Source organism: Maribacter sedimenticola (assembly GCF_900188415.1).
GTDB lineage: Bacteria > Bacteroidota > Bacteroidia > Flavobacteriales > Flavobacteriaceae > Maribacter > Maribacter sedimenticola.
Genome location: NZ_FZNV01000003.1, coordinates 500,193 through 521,967, shown reverse-complemented (window position 1 = coordinate 521,967; position 21,775 = coordinate 500,193). Strand labels below are relative to the sequence as shown.

The 21,775-nt window shown below is 37.8% G+C and carries 16 protein-coding genes; 6 read left to right on the top strand and 10 right to left on the bottom strand.

Translation table 11 applies throughout. The features are described from left to right. Position 1: 1 nt before the first annotated feature. The 3 genes from CHB68_RS11620 to CHB68_RS11610 form a co-directional block, all read right to left on the bottom strand. Positions 2 to 1,345 (bottom strand): OmpA family protein, encoded by a 1,344-nt coding sequence (locus CHB68_RS11620; protein ID WP_089261044.1) that lies wholly within the window; start codon positions 1,343 to 1,345, stop codon positions 2 to 4. A gap of 113 nt (positions 1,346 to 1,458) precedes the next feature. Next, positions 1,459 to 2,652: a glycine C-acetyltransferase gene (gene kbl / locus CHB68_RS11615; protein ID WP_089261043.1), complete on the bottom strand. Its 1,194-nt coding sequence runs from the start codon at positions 2,650 to 2,652 to the stop codon at positions 1,459 to 1,461. Between the two features lie 4 nt (positions 2,653 to 2,656). Continuing rightward, a complete protein-coding gene (locus CHB68_RS11610; RefSeq protein ID WP_089261042.1) occupies positions 2,657 to 5,752 on the bottom strand; it encodes a UvrD-helicase domain-containing protein in 3,096 nt (1,031 codons plus the stop codon). 119 nt (positions 5,753 to 5,871) lie between these two features. Between CHB68_RS11610 and CHB68_RS11605 the strand changes: the two genes are divergently transcribed. Next, positions 5,872 to 6,480: a superoxide dismutase gene (locus tag CHB68_RS11605; protein WP_089261041.1), complete on the top strand. Its 609-nt coding sequence runs from the start codon at positions 5,872 to 5,874 to the stop codon at positions 6,478 to 6,480. Positions 6,481 to 7,344: 864 nt separating this feature from the next. Here the strand turns inward: CHB68_RS11605 and CHB68_RS11600 are convergent. From CHB68_RS11600 to purN, 4 genes are all read right to left on the bottom strand, one after another. Beyond that, entirely contained in the window at positions 7,345 to 9,243 is a 1,899-nt protein-coding gene (locus CHB68_RS11600; protein ID WP_089261040.1) for an amidophosphoribosyltransferase, read from the bottom strand. Positions 9,244 to 9,288: 45 nt separating this feature from the next. Beyond that, positions 9,289 to 10,215 (bottom strand): PfkB family carbohydrate kinase, encoded by a 927-nt coding sequence (locus CHB68_RS11595; protein ID WP_089261039.1) that lies wholly within the window; start codon positions 10,213 to 10,215, stop codon positions 9,289 to 9,291. Positions 10,216 to 10,329: 114 nt separating this feature from the next. After that, positions 10,330 to 10,962 (bottom strand): ribonuclease H1 domain-containing protein, encoded by a 633-nt coding sequence (locus tag CHB68_RS11590; RefSeq protein ID WP_089261038.1) that lies wholly within the window; start codon positions 10,960 to 10,962, stop codon positions 10,330 to 10,332. Beyond that, complete coding sequence (purN, locus tag CHB68_RS11585; RefSeq protein WP_089261037.1) at positions 10,962 to 11,540, bottom strand: phosphoribosylglycinamide formyltransferase; 579 nt, start codon at positions 11,538 to 11,540, stop codon at positions 10,962 to 10,964. Before purN ends, CHB68_RS11590 begins: the two co-directional genes overlap by 1 nt. 291 nt (positions 11,541 to 11,831) lie before the next feature. Here purN and CHB68_RS11580 point away from each other — a divergent pair, with 291 nt between their 5' ends. The 5 genes from CHB68_RS11580 to pyk all read left to right on the top strand — a co-directional run bounded on the left by CHB68_RS11580 (position 11,832) and on the right by pyk (position 16,194). Further along, complete coding sequence (locus CHB68_RS11580; RefSeq protein WP_008269813.1) at positions 11,832 to 12,065, top strand: acyl carrier protein; 234 nt, start codon at positions 11,832 to 11,834, stop codon at positions 12,063 to 12,065. 107 nt (positions 12,066 to 12,172) lie between these two features. Then, the gene (fabF, locus tag CHB68_RS11575) at positions 12,173 to 13,423 is read left to right on the top strand and encodes a beta-ketoacyl-ACP synthase II (protein ID WP_089261036.1); all 1,251 of its coding nucleotides are present in this window, start codon (positions 12,173 to 12,175) and stop codon (positions 13,421 to 13,423) included. Positions 13,424 to 13,433: 10 nt separating this feature from the next. Further along, entirely contained in the window at positions 13,434 to 14,168 is a 735-nt protein-coding gene (gene rnc / locus CHB68_RS11570; RefSeq protein ID WP_089261035.1) for a ribonuclease III, read from the top strand. A gap of 116 nt (positions 14,169 to 14,284) precedes the next feature. Further along, positions 14,285 to 14,749 carry an IPExxxVDY family protein gene (locus CHB68_RS11565; protein ID WP_089261034.1) on the top strand — a complete coding sequence of 155 codons (465 nt, stop codon included), beginning with the start codon at positions 14,285 to 14,287 and terminating at the stop codon, positions 14,747 to 14,749. 2 nt (positions 14,750 to 14,751) lie between these two features. Then, entirely contained in the window at positions 14,752 to 16,194 is a 1,443-nt protein-coding gene (pyk, locus tag CHB68_RS11560; RefSeq protein ID WP_089261033.1) for a pyruvate kinase, read from the top strand. A gap of 69 nt (positions 16,195 to 16,263) precedes the next feature. On the opposite strand, the gene CHB68_RS11555 is transcribed toward pyk, so the two are convergent. The 3 genes from CHB68_RS11555 to CHB68_RS11545 form a co-directional block, all read right to left on the bottom strand. Further along, positions 16,264 to 16,788, bottom strand: coding sequence for a PAS domain-containing protein (locus CHB68_RS11555; RefSeq protein WP_089261032.1), 525 nt, complete (start codon positions 16,786 to 16,788; stop codon positions 16,264 to 16,266). 298 nt (positions 16,789 to 17,086) lie between these two features. Next, entirely contained in the window at positions 17,087 to 18,535 is a 1,449-nt protein-coding gene (locus CHB68_RS11550; RefSeq protein WP_089261031.1) for a TolC family protein, read from the bottom strand. Beyond that, positions 18,528 to 21,770, bottom strand: a complete 3,243-nt coding sequence (locus CHB68_RS11545) for an efflux RND transporter permease subunit (RefSeq protein ID WP_058104746.1) — start codon at positions 21,768 to 21,770, stop codon at positions 18,528 to 18,530. The genes CHB68_RS11550 and CHB68_RS11545 overlap by 8 nt, the downstream gene beginning before the upstream one ends. Positions 21,771 to 21,775: the final 5 nt, after the last annotated feature.

Below are 21,775 nucleotides of genomic sequence, written 5' to 3'. Positions count from 1 at the left end.
CTTATTTTACTAAGTTAATTTCTACCCTTCTGTTTTGAGTTCTACCAGCTCTTGTGTTGTTAGTAGCGATAGGCTTAGACTCACCGTAACCAACTGCAGATAATCTGAACTCTTCAATTCCTTTGTCAACTAAGAATTCTTTTACAGAAAGAGCTCTTGACTCAGAAAGACTCTGATTTAATTTTTCACTACCTACGCTATCAGTATGACCTTCAACGGTAAACTTAGCGTTAGGATATTCTTTAAGGATTGTAATAATATCAACCATTACAGAAGTAGACTCAGCTTTGATAGAAGATTTACCAGTATCGAACAAGATAGTTCTAGCGTAATCGTTCAATTGCTTTTGTACTTCAGCAGTTACTTCAGGACAACCAGCGTTAGCTACTGTACCGGCAACATCTGGACATTGATCATCTTTGTCAAGAACACCGTCACCATCAGTATCTGGCCATGGGCAACCTTTGTTTTCAGCAGGACCAGCTTCAGAAGGACAAGAATCATCCTTATCTGCAACACCATCGCTATCAGCATCAGGACAACCAGCTAAAGCAGGAAGACCAGCTTCGTTAGGACAAGCATCATCTTTATCTGCAACACCATCACCGTCAGCATCCGGACATCCGTTCATTTCTTTAGAACCAGCTTCGTTAGGACAGCTATCTTTGCTATCTTCAATACCGTCACCGTCAGCATCTGGACAACCGTTGAAAGCTTCAAGACCAGCAACTTCTGGACAAGCATCATCTTTGTCATAGATACCATCACCATCAGTATCAGTACCACCAAATTTAACTGAAATACCAGCTAAGTGTTGGAAATGCTTAACACCGTAATCTTCAAAAGCATGCTTGTAGTTAGATTGTAATGTAAGACCTAAGTTGTCAGAGAACCAAATGTTCAAACCAAGACCACCATTTACAGTACCAGCACCAATTTCATCAACCCAGGTATAACCACCACCTATCTCAACGAAAGGATCAATTACGGTTTCTCTTTTGATGAAATCATATTTTATTGTACCATCTATAGCATAGTGAGAAAGATCGTCAACACTAACGTCACCTAATTTGCTAATTTTATTAAGAGAACCTCTTGCTCCAATAGAGAAGCCGTCACCAACGTGCTTAGATACACCTACGTAAGAAATAGAAGGTAAAATGTTCCAGTGGTCGTTCACATTAAAGAATTCGTTACCGAAAGAACTCATATCTCCAGTTGGGTATGGGTCAATGGCATTAACCCCGAACTGTACTTGCCAAGGATTATTCTCGTCTTGCGCTTGTATGCTGTTAATACCTACAACAAGTAGGGCAGCAACCAATAATTTGCTAAGATGTTTCATGTATTAATTTTTAAGTTTAAGTGTTTATTAGCTGCAAATGTAACTTGTTAAATATTATTAACAAAATCAATTTCCTATTTTTTTTAACGCATTTAATAGATTAAAAGGCGCATTTAAACGATTTTTAGCTCTTTTCCGACTTCGGTAAATGCGTTAATGGCAGCATCTAGATGTTCCTTTGAATGTGCTGCCGATAGTTGAACCCGTATACGTGCTTTTCCTTTTGGTACTACCGGATAGAAAAAACCAATGACGTAAATACCTTTTTCCAAAAGTTTGTTCGCCATATCTTGGGAGAGCTTTGCGTCATATAGCATTACGGGTACAATGGCGGAATCTCCATCTACGATATCAAAACCAGCCTGTTTGATGCCTTTTTTAAAGTATGCCGTATTTTCCTGCAATTTATCCCTTAGGGAAGTATCGTTCTTCAACATATCGAACACCTTAATGGAAGCCCCCACAATGGCCGGTGCCAACGAGTTAGAAAAAAGGTAGGGTCTGGACCGTTGTCTAAGCAAGGTGATAATTTCTTTTTTTCCTGTAGTATAACCACCCATTGCACCGCCCAAGGCTTTACCCAATGTTCCTGTTATGATGTCTATTCTGCCAATAACACCTTTTTCCTCTAACGTACCCTTTCCTTTTTCACCTATAAATCCGGTGGCATGGCATTCATCTATCATCACTAGGGCATCATATTTATCGGCCAGGTCACATATTTTATCCAAGGGAGCAACCAGTCCATCCATGGAGAACACACCGTCCGTAACAATTATTTTAAACCGGGCCTTGTCTTCATTGGCCTTGATCAACTGAGCCTCTAAGTCTGCCATATCGCTGTTGGCATACCGATAGCGCTTTGCTTTGCACAACCGTACGCCATCGATGATAGAGGCATGGTTCAATGAATCTGATATAATGGCATCTTCGGCAGTGAACAAAGGCTCAAACACACCACCATTGGCATCAAATGCCGCGGCATACAGTATGGTGTCTTCGGTTTCATAGAAATCGGCAATTTTTTTTTCCAGTTCTTTATGGATGTCCTGCGTACCACAGATAAACCTTACCGATGACATTCCAAAGCCGTGGGTGTCCATTGCATCTTTGGCAGCTTGTATGACATCTGGGTGGGAAGAAAGCCCTAAATAATTATTGGCACAAAAATTTATTACCTCTTGACCTGTATCTATCTTAATAACGGCATCTTGCGGAGAAACGATTATCCGTTCTTCTTTAAAAAGTCCGTCATTCTTAATGGATTGAATTTCCTGTTCTAAATATTCCTTTATTTTTCCGTACATATGATTAGATATATTCTAGTTCTATTTTGGTATTAATATACACAATGATTTTTTGTTCAATTGTATAGCCCATGCTTGCAAATCCTTGTCCGTAGCTAGTTATTTGGTTGTGGTATGCAGTACTGCGCTCACCGGTTTTGTAATCTATTATAACTGCACCTTTATTTTTGATGACAACACGATCGGGCCTTAGTACAGTACCATCAGGTAATAGGAGGTCTCTTTCGTTAAGTACTTCCCAGTCCTCTTCATAAAAATGTTTGAGGCCCTTATGAAAAATTACTTGTTGTACCTTTTTTTTATAATCGTCCCGCTCTATTTCTTTGATCAATCCTTTTTGTACGGCCAGTTGCATGGCACGGTCAAGGTCAGAGGCTTTGTGAATCATGCTTAAAATAAAATGAACAACATTTCCTTGGTCAATAGCCGTATCCATACCCTCGTTCCAAAGAATTCCGGATGTGGCTAAAATTTTAAATTCTGGTCGGTCTTTAAAGGTATATATATAAGGTATGGTTTTTTGCCTAGGATTTACGGTGTCAATTTTAGTACAATCTTGCAATGAGCCAAAGGCATAGGTAAATTGATTTGGTTGCCAAATTCCGGCATTCTTAAGAAAATGCATGAATAATCCTGAATAATAATTGACGTTATGGTCCCCTTTCCTGTCGATCATATGGGCACTTATAATAAATAAGGCATTAACCGCTCTGGTCAATACCACATATAAAAGATTGTACGCATCTAATTGTAGTTTTTGGTGGTCGGTATCATATAGCATGGATTCTAACAGACCATAATGCCTTACTTCCTGTTTTTTATTGATCAATAGTTCATTGAAACCTAAATATTCATTACTATCTACCGGAAGCCATAATTTAGGGTCAATTTCCTCATAAATGTTAGAATTGGCATAGGGAAAAATGACTACGGGAAACTCCAAACCTTTTGATTTGTGAATGGTCATGATCTGAACTGATTCCAGATTTTCTGGAGTACTAATGCTCGTAGAGTTTCCTTTCTTGTCCCAATAATCTAAAAAGGATTGCATATCTGACCCATATTTTTGTTCAATATCAAAAACCAGGTCCATGAATGCGGAAAGATGCGCATCTGAATCAGCATTTAAATTAAACACCTTAATGGCATAGGCCAGCCCGTCAAAAACCGAAACTTGGCGTAGTTTTCCACTATCAAAACCGTAGGCCTCCAATAAGTGGGCATCTAAATGATTAAGGTTTTGATAGATGTAGGTATGTTTGTCCTGTTTGCCTTGTGACAGAAAATCTAAGAGTCCATATTGGATATCCAATTCTGCAGGTTGAACCATATAGCGTACCAGTTGGACCAAAAATATGGTTTTGGGGCTACCGCTCAATAATAGGGAGTCTGATGAAACAACGGGAATGTTATGTTCCATGAGGTAATTGGCAAGTATTAACCCATGTTTCTTTTTTCTGATAATGATACAAATATCACTATAGGTATAGCCCTTAGATAGACACGTGGCAATGGTTTGCAAGGTTTGTTCTGCATACGCCTCGTCCTCTTCTTCTTCTAGAAAGGAAATGTTTACATATCCGCCATCTTTGCCTGAAGTTTCCTGTTGGTTTCCCAGCTTAAAAAAATCTTGATAAAGTGTATTTTCCAAGAACGGGCTAATACTTTGAAAGAATGTATTGTTGAAATTGATGATTTCTGCGCAACTTCTATAATTTTTAGGAAGGGTGACCAAGGTTGATGCTATGGTAAAGGGGTGTGTTTGCTGTGTTGCCAAATCTAAAAATTGCTCGGCCTTTCCACCTCTCCACCTATATATGGCCTGTTTTGGGTCACCGACCAAAAATAGGGAACCGGTACCTCCCAGTTCATCTTGGCCTTCCATGGCATTTCCTATTAAAGGGACTAGGTTTTCCCATTGCATTTGGGAAGTGTCCTGAAATTCATCTATAAAATAATGACGGTATTTTTCACCAAGACGCTCATATATAAATGGTGCCGGCTGATCTTTTACCTCATTGGCAATTAAAGTATTGAATTCAGAAATTGATAATTGATCCTTTTCTTCCTGTATTATTTTTAGTTCTTTTTGTATGGCATTCAATAGGGCAAAGGGTATAATGTTTCTGTTGACATTACTATATAGGCCCATTTTATAAATACTGTCCTTTATTTGAAGATAGTCTTGAAGTATTTGGGCGGACAGCTCTTGCGGAACATTTTTAATGGATGATTTTAAAATCTTACCCTCCGCTAAGTTCTCTTCAAGCTTATTGTTATATAATTGGCTTGGCTTAAAATTACCATCTATAATTTTTTTGAAATGATTGGGCAATGTCTCTCTTGGAAAATCCTTATGATCCAAACCTTGGTTTATGATATAATCCAAAACTTTGGCCGCAATCTCTTTTACTTGTTTTTCAAGTGTATTGACTTTGGTTTTTAATAAGTCTTGTAGCTTAAGAAAATCACCAATGTCATGGTCTTTCAGGTTTTTAAGATGTTCGGCATTGTTTTCGTCAAAAAGAAGTTTGCCAATTTTTAATAGGTCAAACGCAATGTCCCAGCTGCGGTCATCGTCTATTTTTTCTAGGGCAAAGTCCAACAAGACTTTGGTAAACTCGGCATTTTCACCAGCTTTGTCTATTACGCGTTCAACCGCTTCTTGTAAGAGCAGGTCCACATCCAGCACAACTTCAAAGTTTTGGGGAATTTTCAAATCCTTGGCAAATGTTCTAATAAGCCTGTGCGTAAATTTATCTATGGTAGAGATGTCGAAAAAAGCATAATTGTGCAATATTTGCTTTAGACGCAGAGAACTTAATTTTGTAAGTTCTTCAAAGGTATAGTCCGTTTCATTGAGAATATCCTTTAATAACGGATTGGCCTGATCAATTGAGGGCGTTCTCGAAAATTCATAAAGGCTGTTTAATATACGATGCTTCATTTCATTTACCGCTTTGTTGGTAAATGTTATGGCCAATATTTTTCTGAAGTTTTGAGGAGATGCCAGAATAATTTTCAAATATACTTTAGCAAGGGCATAGGTTTTGCCGGAACCTGCTGAAGCATTATATATGGTAAAAGAATTACTGGGCACGGATTTTTACCGCAAATTAAGGATTCCTGTACAGTTCTTAACAAATTATTTAGTGAATATAAATGTTAAAATTCGTAGCTTTGATAGACAATTAATATTAACATAAAAATAAATAAATTATGGCTTTTCAATTACCGAAATTGCCTTACGCCTATGATGCTTTAGAGCCTCATATAGATGCTAGGACAATGGAAATACATCATACAAAACATCATAATGGATATACTTCTAAATTAAACGCTGCCATAGAAGGTACTGATTTGGAAAAAAAATCTATTGAGGATATTTTAACTGGGTTGGACATGGATAACGGTGCTGTTAGAAATAACGGTGGTGGTTTTTACAACCATTCTTTGTTCTGGACCATTTTATCTCCTAACGGAGGAGGTAAACCAAGTGGGGAACTTGCAGGGGCCATAGATAGTGCTTTTGGCTCTTTTGATGCGTTTAAGGATAAATTTTCAAGTGCCGCTGGTACCAGATTTGGTTCAGGTTGGGCGTGGCTATGTGTTCATAAAGGGGGTAAATTAGAAATTTGCTCAACTCCTAATCAAGACAATCCAATTATGCCAGGCGTAGGTTGTGGCGGTTTTCCAATCTTGGGCTTAGATGTTTGGGAACACGCTTATTACCTAAATTATCAAAATAAAAGACCGGAATATATTGAGGCCTTTTTTAACCTGATCAACTGGGAAGAAGTTTCTAACTTATATGCGGCAAATAAATAAATAGATGCTGTAAAAGTTTATTGTAATACTTTAAAGACCACCTAAAAATTACTTAGGTGGTTTTTTTGTGGATGTAAAATAGAAAAGGGCGGAGAAATCTCCACCCTTTTCGTCCCAAATCTTACCATAAACTTAACCTACTTATGCTATGGCAATACTAAATTACTGGTATTGAGTAAATAAAAAAAGAAAATTTAAGAAAAATAATTGCATTTATTGCTTTGCTCTTTTTCAATAAATGCCGTTCATCTAAGGTAATATAAGGGTTTAGCGCAAAAATAGGTGCAAAATAAAAAGACGGAGCATAGCCCCGCCTTTTCCCCAAATCTTACCATGAACTTAACCTACTTATGCTATGGTCCTCCAAATATATTGTTGGTTTGGTTTGTTATAAAAGTTTTGCGTTGAACTCCCCAAACATTGGTCAAACGGTAAGTTTACTTTATAATTCGTGCTATAATCGTCCAGTGGAAATACAAAAGGGTGTAAAATAAAAAGACGGAGCATAGCCCCGTCTTTTCCCCAAATCTTACCATGAACTTAACCTACTTATGCTATGGTCCTTCAAAGATATAATCCTTGACCAAACTGGTAAAAGGTATTTGTTAAACGCCCCTTAAAGACGTTAAAAGGTCATCTTTAATTAAAAATAGTAGTTGAACGTTATTTTAAAATAGAGCAGAAAATAAAAAAGGCGGAGAGTTCTCCACCTTTTTTGCCCCAAATCTTACCATGAACTTAACCTACTTATGCTATGGTAAGTTTAAATGTAAAGCCATGGAGTTCATTCTGACTATTCAGTCGATGAAATACACTTTTTGTCGATGAAATACACAATTAGAGTGCATTTCATCGAAAATTTTATTAATACGCCCTTTCGTTATTTCCTTCGTAAAAATTAATAAAGGCTCTATTTACAACTCTATTTCCACCAGGGGTAGGATAATTGCCGGTAAAATACCAATCCCCAAGATTTTTAGGGCAGGCTTGGTGTAAACTAGAAATGGTTTGGTATATAATAGAGACTTCTGCATTTATACCTTCCGGACTTAATAACTCTCCAATTTTAGCGGATATTTGATTGGCGCTAAAGGGTTTGTAAAAATCCTTTACATAATTAATGACATCCTTATCCTTGCTTTTAACCTGAGTTAAACATTTTTGATAAATTTCCTCAACAATATGTAGGGTATTGTGTTCTTCATGGAGGGCCAAAGCAGCTTTAAATGCGATAAAATCTTCCAATTTGGCCATATCTATACCATAACAATCAGGATATCTAATCTGGGGTGCAGATGAAACAACAATTATTTTTTTGGGTGAAAGACGATCTAAAATCCTTAAAATACTCTTCTTTAAAGTGGTACCCCTAACAATACTGTCATCTATGATGACAAGATTATCTCCTTTTTTAACTGAACCGTAGGAAATATCGTAGACGTGCGCCACTAAGTCGTCCCTACTACTATCTTGGGTTATAAACGTACGCAGTTTGGCATCTTTAATGGCCACTTTTTCAATCCTTGGCCTTACTTCCAGTATTTCGTGTAATTGCTCACCTGTAATTTTAGGCCCTAAGGCTAAGATCTGTTCTTCTTTTTTCTTGTTCAGATAGTTTTGGGCCTCTTTGACCATGCCGTAGAAAGAGGTTTCTGCCGTGTTTGGTATATAAGAAAAAACAGTGTTTTTGATATCTTCTTGAATGGCATCCAGGATTTGGGGAAACACAAGCTTGCCCAATGCTTTACGTTCTTGATAAATTTCCTTATCGCTTCCTCTTGAAAAATAGATACGTTCAAAAGAACAAGCTTTACGCTCTTTGGGTTCCTGTATTTGTTTTATGGCACTTGTACCGTTCTTTTTAATGATTATGGCGGCACCGGGATCTAATTCTTTTACCTCATCATAAGGTACGTTGAATACAGTCTGTATTGCCGGTCGTTCAGACGCGACCACCACGACCTCATCATCTTTGTAGTAATAAGCAGGTCTTATTCCGCTTGGATCCCTAAGAACAAAAGCATCTCCATGGCCCAGTAAACCGGCCATAGCATAACCACCATCAAAATTTTTAGCGGCCCTTTTAAGTATTTTGGAAATTTTTAAGCGTTCTGCAATTATAGGTGAAGCCTGCTGTTTGGTATAGCCTTCTTTTTTAATCTGTTTATAGAGTTTGGCAACGGCATCATCAAGAAAATGGCCTATTTTCTCCATAACGGTAACGGTATCTGCCATTTCCTTGGGGTGTTGGCCTAACTGCACCAAATTGTCAAAAAGTTCATGGACATTGGTCATGTTGAAGTTACCTGCAACAATAAGGTTACGGTGCATCCAGTTATTCTGTCTTAAAAATGGATGAACACTTTCTATACTGTTCTTGCCAAAAGTGCCATAGCGAACATGGCCCAATAACAATTCACCTATATAGGGAATATTCTTTTTCTGCAAAGCAACATCATGTTCATATTCAGGATGTTCTTTCAGCTCAGAATTGATGCGATCGTTTATTTGGGCAAAAATATCCTGTATTGGCTGTTGCTGGCATGACCTTACACGGCTCATATAACGTTCCCCGGCTTTTACATCTAATTTAATACTGGCAAAACCTGCACCATCCTGTCCACGATTGTGCTGCTTTTCCATCATCAGGTACATTTTGTTTACACCATAGAAAGCCGTTCCGTATTTTTCCTTGTAATATTCCAAGGGTTTTAACAACCGTATTACGGAAATACCACATTCATGCTTAATTGCGTCACTCATTGCGTATTGGTATTAAAAAAACCCCAAAAAATTGGGGCTAGGGGTTTATTGTAATTCTATATCAAACTGCGTTAATTTTTTAAATTGATGCAGTCTTTCTCTTATTTCTTTTCGATCAAGTTTCAGCATTCTTTCTGCGCCAAACTTTTCAACACTAAATGATGCTAGATTAGACCCATGGATAACGGCCTTCTTCATATTTTCAAAAGAACTATCGTTGCTAGCTGCCAAGTATCCTGCAAAACCACCGGCAAAAGTATCACCTGCACCAGTTGGATCAAAAACTTCCTCTAGGGGCAAAGCAGGGGCAAAAAATATTTGACTTTCATTGAACAGCAAGGCACCATGTTCGCCTTTTTTGATTACCACAAATTTAGGGCCCATAGTAAATATTTTCTGTGCTGCCCTTACCAATGAATATTCTCCTGTAAGCTGTCTTGCCTCTTCATCATTAATGGTAAGTACATCAATATGTTTGATCACTTCCATTAAATCCTCCAAGGCATTGTCCATCCAAAAGTTCATGGTATCCAATATGATCAACTTTGGTCGTTTTTTCATTTGGTTAATTACACCTAATTGAACTATAGGGTGAAGATTTCCTAGCATAACAACATCTGCATCATTATAATCTTGGGGCACTACCGGGTTAAAATCCTCTAATGTATTTAATTCGGTAACCAGTGTATCCCTTGTATTCAGGTCATTATGATATTTTCCTTTCCAATAAAAGGTCTTGCCACCTTTTACGATCTCTAGGGCAGAGATATCAATATCCCTATCGGTCAAAAGATCTAAATATTCTTGGGGCAAATCATCACCTACAATAGAAACAATGGCAGAATCTACTTCAAATTGAGATGCAGCAAGTGCAATATAGGTAGCTGCGCCGCCCAAAATTTTATCCGTTTTGCCGAACGGAGTTTCTATAGCATCAAAAGCGACAGTACCAACAATTAAAAGTTTGCCCATAAAGTTTAAAAAATTTAAGCTGCAAATATACGGTTTTGGTAAGCTAATTAAAATGGTTTTACGATTACTCCTTACATTAATTATCAAACAAAGGTTGATAAAATTTTTTGCAAATTATTTCCTACCAAAATCAGCAGGAATTTCACCCCACGCCTTTGTTTCCCATTTTACGATTACGGTAGTGTACTGATTGTTCTTCAACCACTCCTCAGCTCTTTTGATCAGGTTAAATAGCGATGCGTTTTTAGCGGATGCGGCCAGTTTTGTATTGCATTTTTTTTTGCGGACCCAGCTCATGGCCGTTCTGGAATCGGTATAAATCATCCGGTCACTTTTACGTTCTTTTAAGAATGCTAGTCCGTGGACAATGGCCAAAAACTCCCCAATATTGTTAGTGCCTTGGGGAAAAGGGCCTTGTTTGAACAATTTTTTGCCGGTTTTGGTATCTACGCCTTGGTATTCCATAACCCCGGGATTTCCACTAGATGCGGCATCTACGGAAATAGAATTGTAATTTGGCTGTCCTATTCTAAGCAATTCTTCTTTAGACAGGGTAGTTGTTGCCTTCTTTTTTCCTTTAAAGTCTGCATAAGTGCCATTATACGCTTTTTTGGCGATCTCAAAAGATTCAAATGATTTGTATTCGGCACCTGCATAACCATCAATAGATTTTTTACAATCTTTCCATGACTCGTATATACCTGGCTTTTTTCCTTTCCAGACCACATAAAACTTTTTCTTTGCCATTATAATAACGATGATAGTAAATTATCGATGACTTTTGGAAAATATTCGTATTCCAATTGGTGAACTTTAGCGGCAATGTCTTCTGGGCTATCATTGGGCAAAAGTTCAACGTTTACCTGCTTTATGATTGCGCCTTCATCATAGTTGGCATTGACATAATGTATGGTAATACCGGTTTCCTGTTCGTTGTGTTCCTTTACGGCATTATGAACGTTCATGCCATACATTCCCTTACCGCCGTATTTGGGTAATAGGGCAGGGTGAATATTAATGATCTTATTGGGAAATGATTGGGTAATAGCTTCCGGTATTTTCCATAGAAATCCGGCCAATACAATTAAATCAGGTTCTAACGAACGTAACATATTAAGAATGAAATCGCTTTTAGAAAAGGCTTGTCGGTTAAAATAAAGGGCGTTTAATCCTAATCTATTGCAACGGTCAATGACTTTGGCATCGCTTTTGTTAGTAAGTACACAGCATATAGTAACATCATTGCGGAGTTTAAAATAATTGGCAATGTTCTCTACATTAGATCCGGAACCGGAGGCAAAAAGAATAATTTTTTTGGTTTTCAATAGTTGTGGTCTTTATAAGGGGGCTAACGGTTAAATTAAATTCGGCAAAAAAAAGCAAATAAAAAGCTTGTCAGCGATTAGAAAAAAACGATTATCAATTTATAGTTCTATTACCTCACTACTTTTCACTACCTTTTTTAATGGTTACCGAAACAAAATATTAATATGGTAAAATTACAGCACATGTCCTTAATTTTATTAAATTACAATACATTTTAACGACAATTAGTGGTTTTAATCCAAAGTTTTTTATTTTTGCCTTCAATTTAAATTTTTAAAACAAATATTATTATGTCAGACATTGCATCAAGAGTTAAAGCTATCATCGTTGATAAATTAGGAGTTGATGAGAACGAAGTGGTAACCGAAGCTAGCTTTACTAACGATTTAGGCGCAGATTCATTGGACACGGTAGAGTTGATAATGGAGTTCGAAAAAGAATTTGATATTCAGATTCCAGACGACCAAGCCGAAAATATCGCAACTGTTGGTCAAGCCATCAGCTATATAGAAGAAGCGAAGTAAAACATGTTTTCTTAAATAGAATCCAAATTATCCATGTGGTAAATGCTCCGCATGGATAATTTTTTTTAATTTACGCTTGGTTTAGATTTAAACAAATAAGAAGTTAAATGCAGTTAAAGCGAGTTGTAGTTACAGGTTTGGGGGCACTTACCCCAATTGGTAATAATATAGAGGAGTATTGGGATGCATTGGTTAGCGGTAAAAGCGGCTCTGCACCAATAACTTATTACGATACGGAAAAATTTAAGGTAAAGTTCGCTTGCGAGCTCAAGAATTATAACACAGAAGATCATTTCGATAGAAAGGAAGGGCGTAAGCTGGATAGATTTGCACAATATGCATTGGTATCTTCAGATGAGGCTATTCGCGATTCTAAATTAGATTTGGACAAACTGGATAAGTTTCGAGTAGGTGTTATTTGGGGAGCAGGTATTGGCGGGTTGGAAACTTTCCAGAACGAAGTGATGAATTTTGCCAATGGTGATGGTACTCCCAGGTTCAATCCATTCTTTATTCCAAAGATGATCGCTGATATTGCACCGGGCAATATTTCCATAAAGCATGGTTTTATGGGTCCAAATTATACCACGGTTTCCGCTTGTGCATCATCTGCCAATGCAATGATAGATGCCTTGAACTATATTAGGTTGGGACATTGTGATGTCATTGTCACAGGAGGTAGCGAGGCAGCCGTAACCATAGCAGGTATGGGCGGTTTTGGAGCAATGCATGCATTATCTACAAGAAATGAAAGTCCGGAAACGGCATCTAGACCATTTGATGCTACCAGGGACGGTTTTGTGCTTGGAGAAGGAGCAGGTGCCTTGGTTCTAGAGGAATATGAACATGCAGTTGCAAGAGGAGCAAAGATTTATGCAGAAGTTGCTGGTGGCGGTATGTCAAGTGATGCATACCATATGACCGCACCACATCCAGACGGAATTGGGGTGGTAAGGGTAATGGAGAATTGTCTTAGGGATGCCCAAATGTCCATAGAGGATGTAGATACCATAAATACACATGGTACGTCTACACCTTTAGGTGATGTGGCAGAACTAAAGGCAATTACCAAGGTATTTGGAGAACATGCCAAAACAATAAACATCAATTCTACAAAATCAATGACCGGTCATTTACTGGGTGCTGCCGGGGCTATTGAGGCCATTGCATCCATTTTATCAATGGAGCATGGTATAGTACCCCCTACGATCAATCATACCACTGTAGATGAAAATATAGACCCAAGCCTCAACCTTACGTTGAACAAGGCCCAAAAACGGGATGTAAAGGTTGCCATGAGCAATACGTTCGGTTTTGGAGGTCACAATGCTTGTGTGGTTTTTAAAAAATTAGATTAATTTAATTTTTATGACCTTTCCAAAAAATTTATTTAATTCCCATTCTAAAGAGGATGGGGATTTTTTTTTGGGAATAACCAAAATACTTGGGTTTAAGCCTAAAACATTGTCTGTATATAAAAAGGCATTCTTACATAGGTCCATGAACAAGAAGGACGCTAATGGTAATGCAATGAATTATGAGCGGTTAGAGTTTTTGGGAGATTCTATGCTGGGAACCATTATATCCAAACATCTTTACAGTGAAGTCCCGGATGGGGATGAAGGGTATCTTACTAAAATGCGATCAAAGATCGTAAGCAGGGAACATCTTAATGAATTGGGGAAAGACCTTGGACTCATCAATTTTGTGGAAAGCAGAATTCCTAAATCGCATTTTGGACAAAATATTCATGGTAATGTCTTTGAGGCATTGGTAGGTGCCATTTATTTGGACAGGGGGTATAAGTATTGCGAAAAGTTCATTCAACATAGGGTTATTGGACCTTATGTGGATATAGAACAATTGGAAGGTAGGGTTATCAGCTATAAAAGTTTGGTCATTGAATGGTGTCAAAAAAAGAAAAAATCGTTTGATTTTGATGTTTACGAGGACACGGGCAACGACCCATTGAAACATTTTGCGGTAAAACTTTCAATAGGGGACAGCGTGGTGGCCAAAGCAAGGGCAACATCAAAAAAAAAGGCAGAGGAAAGAGCCGCAAAAAGGGCATTTTTTGCGCTACAGGATAAGATGGAAAATTAAAATGGTTACAGCGGTAACAAATGCTAACATTTTAATAACTTTTATACTATTTATATCAAAAAGGTACGCTAGGCTTTAAAGCTTTTAAGTTCTATATTTACCCCTTTTCCAAAAGTATGGCAGCTATTTATAAAATAAACGATGATTTCTATGATGAATCCTTTATTTTAATAGCTTTGCATACTACATTAGATGATTATGCCTTGGTATACGGTTTAAATCAAAGTATAAAATCAAAATTTAAAAGAGCTAAAAAAAATTTTAACCTTGCTGAAAACAAATCGTTTCCAATTTTTGAATGGGAAGATGAATTTCATGACATGTATTGGGTGCTTGTTGCAAACCACAGTAGTGAACAAGAAGTAATTAGCAACAACGATTTATTTCAGAACGAATCAACATTTACAAAACCAAGGCTAATACCGGAATATAAGGATGTGGATTATCTATTAAAGATAGAGACAGAGAAAGATTTCGATACCAATTCGTTGATTAAGAATATACTTATGCTGCCTAGGGTTATGGCCGCATATGAAATAAGTACAGAAAAACTAAAGTCAAAGAACAATTTAATATTTTAAAAATGCCAACTGTAAAAAAGACGAAAATTGTAGCCACATTAGGGCCTGCAACTAGCAAGAAAGAGGTACTCAGGAGCATGATCAATGCAGGAGTAGATGTCTTTAGAATAAATTTTTCCCATGCGGATTATGAAGATGTAAAGGAACGTGTAAAAATGATTCGTGAACTGAATGCGGAATTGGATACAAATACATCGATTTTGGCCGATTTACAAGGTCCAAAATTGCGTGTAGGAGTAATGGCCGGTGATGTAGTGGTAAGCCCAGGTGATGAAATTACCTTTGTTACGGGAACACCTTTTGAAGGTACTGCCAAACGTGTTTACATGAACTATAAGGAATTTCCTAGGGATGTTAAGGCTGGGGAGCGTATTCTTTTGGATGATGGTAAATTAATGTTTGAAGTGGTAAATACCAACGGTGAAGACGAAGTTTTGGCCAAAGTTATCCAAGGTGGACCCCTAAAATCCAAAAAAGGTGTAAATCTACCTAACACCAATATTTCCTTACCGGCACTTACCAAAAAGGATATTAAGGATGCAGAATTTGCTATTGGTCTTGAAGTAGATTGGTTGGCTTTATCATTTGTACGTTTTAGTCAGGATTTAATTGATCTTCAGAATATCATTAACAAACATTCCGATCATAAAATTCCTATTATTGCCAAAATAGAAAAGCCAGAAGCCGTAGAAAATATAGACAAGATTGTTGCCTATTGTGACGGCTTAATGGTGGCCCGTGGAGATTTAGGTGTTGAGGTACCTGCACATGAAGTGCCGCTAATTCAAAAGCAGTTGGTATTACGTGCCAAAAAAGCTAGAATACCGGTGATCATTGCCACGCAAATGATGGAAACCATGATTACCAGTCTAACACCTACTAGGGCAGAGGTCAATGATGTTGCCAATTCCGTTATGGATGGTGCAGATGCCGTTATGTTATCCGGGGAAACTTCCGTAGGTAATTATCCGGTACAGGTAATTGAGAAAATGTCAAGTATTTTACAGAGTGTAGAGGGATCGGAACTTATACATGTACCGCATGACCCACCGCACATTCGCACCAAAAGATTTATTACAAAATCCATTTGTTACCATGCGGCCTTAATGGCCAATGAAATTAAGGCAAAGGCTATTTCTACCTTGACCAATAGTGGGTATACCGCATTTCAAATTTCGGCATGGAGGCCAAGTGCGCACATTTTGGTGTTTACATCAAATAAAAGAATACTTTCCCAATTAAACTTACTTTGGGGGGTTAAAGCGTTTTATTATGATCGCTTTGTTTCTACGGATGATACTATTGATGACGTAAACAGAATTGCATTCAATAAAGGATTTTTGGAAGTGGGAGATATGTTGGTTAGTTTAGCTGCAATGCCAATAAAGGATAAGGGCATGGTAAATACCTTAAGGGTTACGGAAATAGAATCTGAAGATATTTAGTATTTAGAATATTGTATAAAAAAAGGGACCGTTGAAGAACGGTCCCTTTTTTATGTAGCTTACCCCTTGTTAAGCTACTTCTTTTTCAAAAGCAATAAAATTAACGACCTTTCCTTTGGTGTTGAATATAGGAGCACCCTTAATACAACAATTATAGATAGAACCGTCTTTTCTGTAATTGACCACGGTAACCTCAAATGGTTGTTGTTCCTTAACAGCCTTTGATATTATCTTAAGAGGTGCCGTAGTGGTCAGTTTACCTTGAAACATTTTAGGAGATTTTCCAATGATTTCATCAGGATGATATTGGCTCATATCCCACATATTCCTAGTGGCAAAAACGATATTTAAATTAGTATCGGTAATAACAATTATATTCTTGTCCGTTTTTAGCTTTTTGTCAAGTATCTTGGTGTCAATAGACCAGGAATTTATTGAACTTAAGGACAATAGGGAATTCATGTCATCTTCAGCATTATTAATGGCTTCATAGTTTTTGCCATAAAAATCCCAAGAGATTACCGGCAAAATAGATTGTTTTAAACTTTTTCTGAATTTGACAATGGCATCATCATAATCTTTCAACTCGTTCATAAATGATATTTATGGTGATACATTAAATTTCTTTTCATAGCAATTTTTGTTAAAACTATAAAAACCGAAGGGCGATTAAAAATTTTGCCAGTGGATTAACAAAAGTGTTTAACAATTGGAGTGTATTTTAGTTGCTTAACTGTTAAAAGTATCAACATAAAATTGTGTAAAGTGCTGAAAAATAGGTGTGTTTGCCGGTCTTAAATATACTTATCACCAAAGTTTTTTCTTTTTAGTATATAAATAACGAAACAACTCCTTTAAAAAAAGGAGTTGTAATGTTCTTTTAATGTATGGACTAAAACCAACCACCTCCCAAAGCTTGGTACATTTGAACCCTTGCCATAAGTTGTTCTTTCTTGGTCTCAACAAGTTCCATTCTAGATTCCAATGCCTCACGTTGAGTAAACAATACTTCCGTATATTCAATTCTAGCAGATTGAAACAGCCGTGTAGACAAATCGATTGAAGCGGTTAAGGATTCTACTTGGTCCTCTTTCAACATATAACGCTGCTTAAGATTTTCAATTTTTGAAAGCATACTTACAACTTCAATATATCCGCCTAAAACAGCTTTTTCATATTCATAGACTGCCTGTATTTGTTTGGAATTTGCGGTATTGTAATCTGCTTTAATGGCATTTCTATTGATCAATGGCCCTACAATATCTCCAACGGCGCTATAAATCAAAGATTCTGGGGTATGTGTCAGGTATTTTGGTTTAAATGCCTGTAGCCCAACGCCAGCCTTTAATGTTATTGAAGGATAAAAATTTGCCCTAGCAACCTTTATATTCAATTTTGCCGCTTCCAGTTCAAATTCCGCTTGCCTAATATCCGGCCTATTTAAAAGCAACTGTGATGGTATACCGGCATCAATAGTATTTATTACTGTTGCTGTAAAATCATCGGAATTACGGGCAATATGCTGTGGTTGTCTACCTACCAAAAAATTCAGCTTATTTTCCATTTCAACAATTTCTTGTTGAACTTCAAATTTGTGACTTTTATTCTTGGCTACCTCGGCCTCAAATCTTTTTACCGCTAATTCGGTAGCTCTAGCTGCTTGCTTTTGTAGCCGGACCATAGTTAGGGCATTACCTTGTAATTCTAGATTTTGCTCAATGATTGCCAATTGATTATCCAATGCGATCAATTCGTAATATGATTGGGCTATTTCCGCAATTAACCTGGTAACCATAAAGTTTTTGCCTTCAATAGTAGATAGGTATTCTAAGGTGGCGGCCTTTTTGGAATTGCGTAGTTTTTTCCAAACATCCAATTCCCAGGTAGCAAATAGACCGGCGGAGTAATCTGTTAAAGGCTCAGGAAATTCTTCGCCTTCCCTGATATCCAAGTTTTTTTCAACAGCACCGTTACGGGTATATTCGCCAACTTTTTCTACTTCAGCTCCGGCACCATAATTTATAAAAGGCAAATATTCTCCTTTTCTTGCTTTCACTTCGTTCTGGGCAACATCAATTTGCTGCATCATAATGCGCAACTCTTGGTTATTTGCCAAGGCGGTATCTATCAATGCAACAAGATGCTCATCTTCAAAGAAATGGCTCCATTTTAATTGTGCACTATTTAAAGTATCTACGGGCAAACCATTAAAATTTGCAGGTAAGTCCGTATTTGCCGATTTTAATTGCTTTGTGGGCACACAAGAATAGAAGAGACCCATTAGTATTAAAAATAGCAATAGGATCTTTCCATGCTTCATGGTGTTGTTTATCTTAATCATTATCTTCTTTTTTGGTTAGTTTTTTAATCATTTGCTTTAATTCGCGTAGCTTTTGGCGTGTTTTACTTTCACCTTCGCTTAGTCTCATAAACTCTTCTGATACGGGTTCGTCCGACTCCCCTTTAATAAGTCCACGACCATCTGCCATTTTTGCGAAAATGTAATACAGGCCAGGGATAATAAGTACACCTATTAATGTACCCATAAGCATACCGCCCATTGCCGACCCACCAATGGTTCTATTGCCTATTGCCCCTGCGCCATGTGCAATAACCAAAGGAATTAGTCCAGCTATAAAAGCAAAGGAAGTCATTAGAATAGGTCTAAAACGCACCTTTGCACCTTCAATGGCGGCTTCTAGAATAGTGCTCCCCTGTCTTCTTTTTTGAACTGCGAATTCAACGATAAGCACGGCATTTTTACCCAGTAGGCCAACAAGCATAATGAGTCCGATTTGTGCATAAACATCATTTGCTAGTCCCATTGCCTTTAGCATAAAGAAAGACCCAAGAACACCTACCGGTAGTGATAGAATGATGGCGAACGGAAGTAGGAAACTTTCATACTGGGCCGCCAAAACAAAGTATACGAAGATCAATACCACCATAAAAATGTAGAGCGATTCATTTCCTCTTTGCGCCTCATCATATGAAAGACCTTCCCAAGCCACATCAAAGCCTCTAGGTAAGGTTTGCTCTGCAACTTCGTTAATAGCTTGTATGGCATCGCCACTGGTATAACCGCTAGCCGGAAGCCCTCTTATCGAAGCAGAATTGTATAAATTATATCTGGTGATTTCATTAGGTCCCAGTCTCTTTTCCATGGACATAAAGGCGGAATATGGAACCATTTCTCCCTCTTCATTTTTTACGAATAGTTTTTCTAGGTCAGAAGGCAATGCCCTGTATTCAGGAGCTGCTTGGGTGTACACTTTGAAAAATCTACCAAAGCGAATAAAACCTTGTTCATAGGTACTACCAATTAATATATTCAGGTTTTCCATGGCTTTATCAATGGAAACCCCTTTTTGCATGGCAATCTTATTGTTGATTTTTAATTCATATTGGGGGTAATTTGCAGAGTAAAAAGTAAACAGTCCGGTAAGCTCATCTCGTTTAGACAACGCTTCCATAAAATCATTGTTGATTTTTTCAAATTCGTGATAATCGGTTCCGTCCGTTTTATCTAAAAGACGCATGGAGAATCCGCCAGAAGATCCAAAACCGGGTACCGCAGGTGGTTCAAAGTATTCAATTACCGCACCTAGATCTTTGGTTTCTTCCTCTAGCTCTTCCATGATTTCATGAACGGAATGATGACGCTGGCTCCAGGGTTTAAGGTTGATCAACACCGTACCGGCATTTGATCCACGCCCTTCGGTCATGATTTCATAACCAGCCAATGAAGAGGCGGACTCCACACCTTCAGTCTCTTCACAGATTTGCTGTAATTTATGGGCTACATCATTGGTACGTTCCAAGGTAGAACCTGGTGGTGTTTGTATAATGGCATAGATCATACCTTGATCCTCGTTTGGTATAAAACCAGCAGGTAAACTTTTGTTGGTGAAAAATATGGCGACACAAAAAGCACCCAGAATACCAAAGGTCAATACTCTTCTTGCAACAATTTTATTTAGGATGTTACCATACCTACCCGTAAGTTTTTCAAAACCTCTATTAAACCAATCAATGAATTTATCTACAATTGTTTTTTTACGTTGTTTACCATGGTTGTTTTTAAGAATCATGGCACAGAGCACAGGTGTTAAGGTTAGGGCTACAATAGCCGATAAAATTATTGAGCCGGCCATGGTTATAGAAAACTGACGGTAGAAAACCCCAACAGGTCCCGTCATAAAAGCAATAGGAATGAACACCGAAACCATTACCAAAGTAATGGCAATTATGGCACCCCCTATTTCGTTGACTACTAATTTTACGGCTTCATAAGGACCCACATGGGTTTCTTCCATTTTGGCATGTACGGCTTCAACCACTACTATAGCATCATCAACCACAATACCAATGGCCAGTACCAATGCAAAAAGGGTAATTAGGTTAATGGAGAGTCCAAATAACTGCATAATAAAAAATGCCCCGATCAAGGAAACGGGTACGGCAATAATGGGAATTAAGGTAGAGCGCCAATCGCCCAAAAAGAGAAATACAACTATGGCAACCAGAATAAAGGCATCTCGTAGTGTGTGTATTACCTGTTCTATGGATGCATTTAAAAAGTTGGAAACGTCATAACTAATTTTGTAATCCAGACCCGTGGGTAGGTCTTTTTTAAGCTCGTTCAACTTGGATTTAACTTCATCGATAACATCACTGGCATTACTACCAAAAGTTTGTTTCAATACTATAGATGCTGATGGTTTTCCATCTAGATTGGAGTAGATATCAAAAAATTCGCTACCAAGCTCCACGTCTGCTACATCACCAAGCGTTAAAATTTCGCCTTCTGCATTTGCCTTAAGAATAATGTCCTTGTATTGTTGAGGTTCATCATACCTATCTTGGTACATGAGAACATATTCTAAGGACTGTGAGGTTTTGCCGGAACTTTGCCCAATTCTACCGGGACGTGCCAAAATACTTTGCTCTTCCATAGCCTCAAGAATTTCTTCGGCAGAAATATTATAGGCCCGCATACGATCAGGCTTTAACCATACGCGCATGGCAAACTTACGGCTACCTAAGATCTGTGCACTTGCAATACCATCTATTCGTTGAATTTCAGGAATCATTTTGGTGTATGCGTAGTTGTATAGAAACAGCTCGTGATCATCTGCATTGTCACTATACAGGTTTACGTACATAAGCATACTTGGCTGTACAGGAGTAATGATAACACCTTCACGTTGTACCAGTTCCGGTAATAACGGCATTACTTGATCCACTCTTGTTTTGACCCTCACAACTGCTTGGTCAGGGTCTGTGCCAGGCTCAAAGATGATACGGATGGTACCTTCACCGGCACTTGTAGCATCAGAAGCAATATAGCGCATATCTTGTACACCATTAATTGCGGTTTCTAATGGAATAAGCGTTGATTTTACCAGTACGTCTGCACTAGAGCCCGGGTAGGCTATAAAGATATTGACCGTTGTGGGCGCAATATCCGGGAACTGTGAAATAGGTAATTGCTTTATGGAGAGCAACCCTACGAATACTATGATTACCGATATGACGATAGCCAATACCGGTCTTTTTATAAACTTACTGAACATGTTCT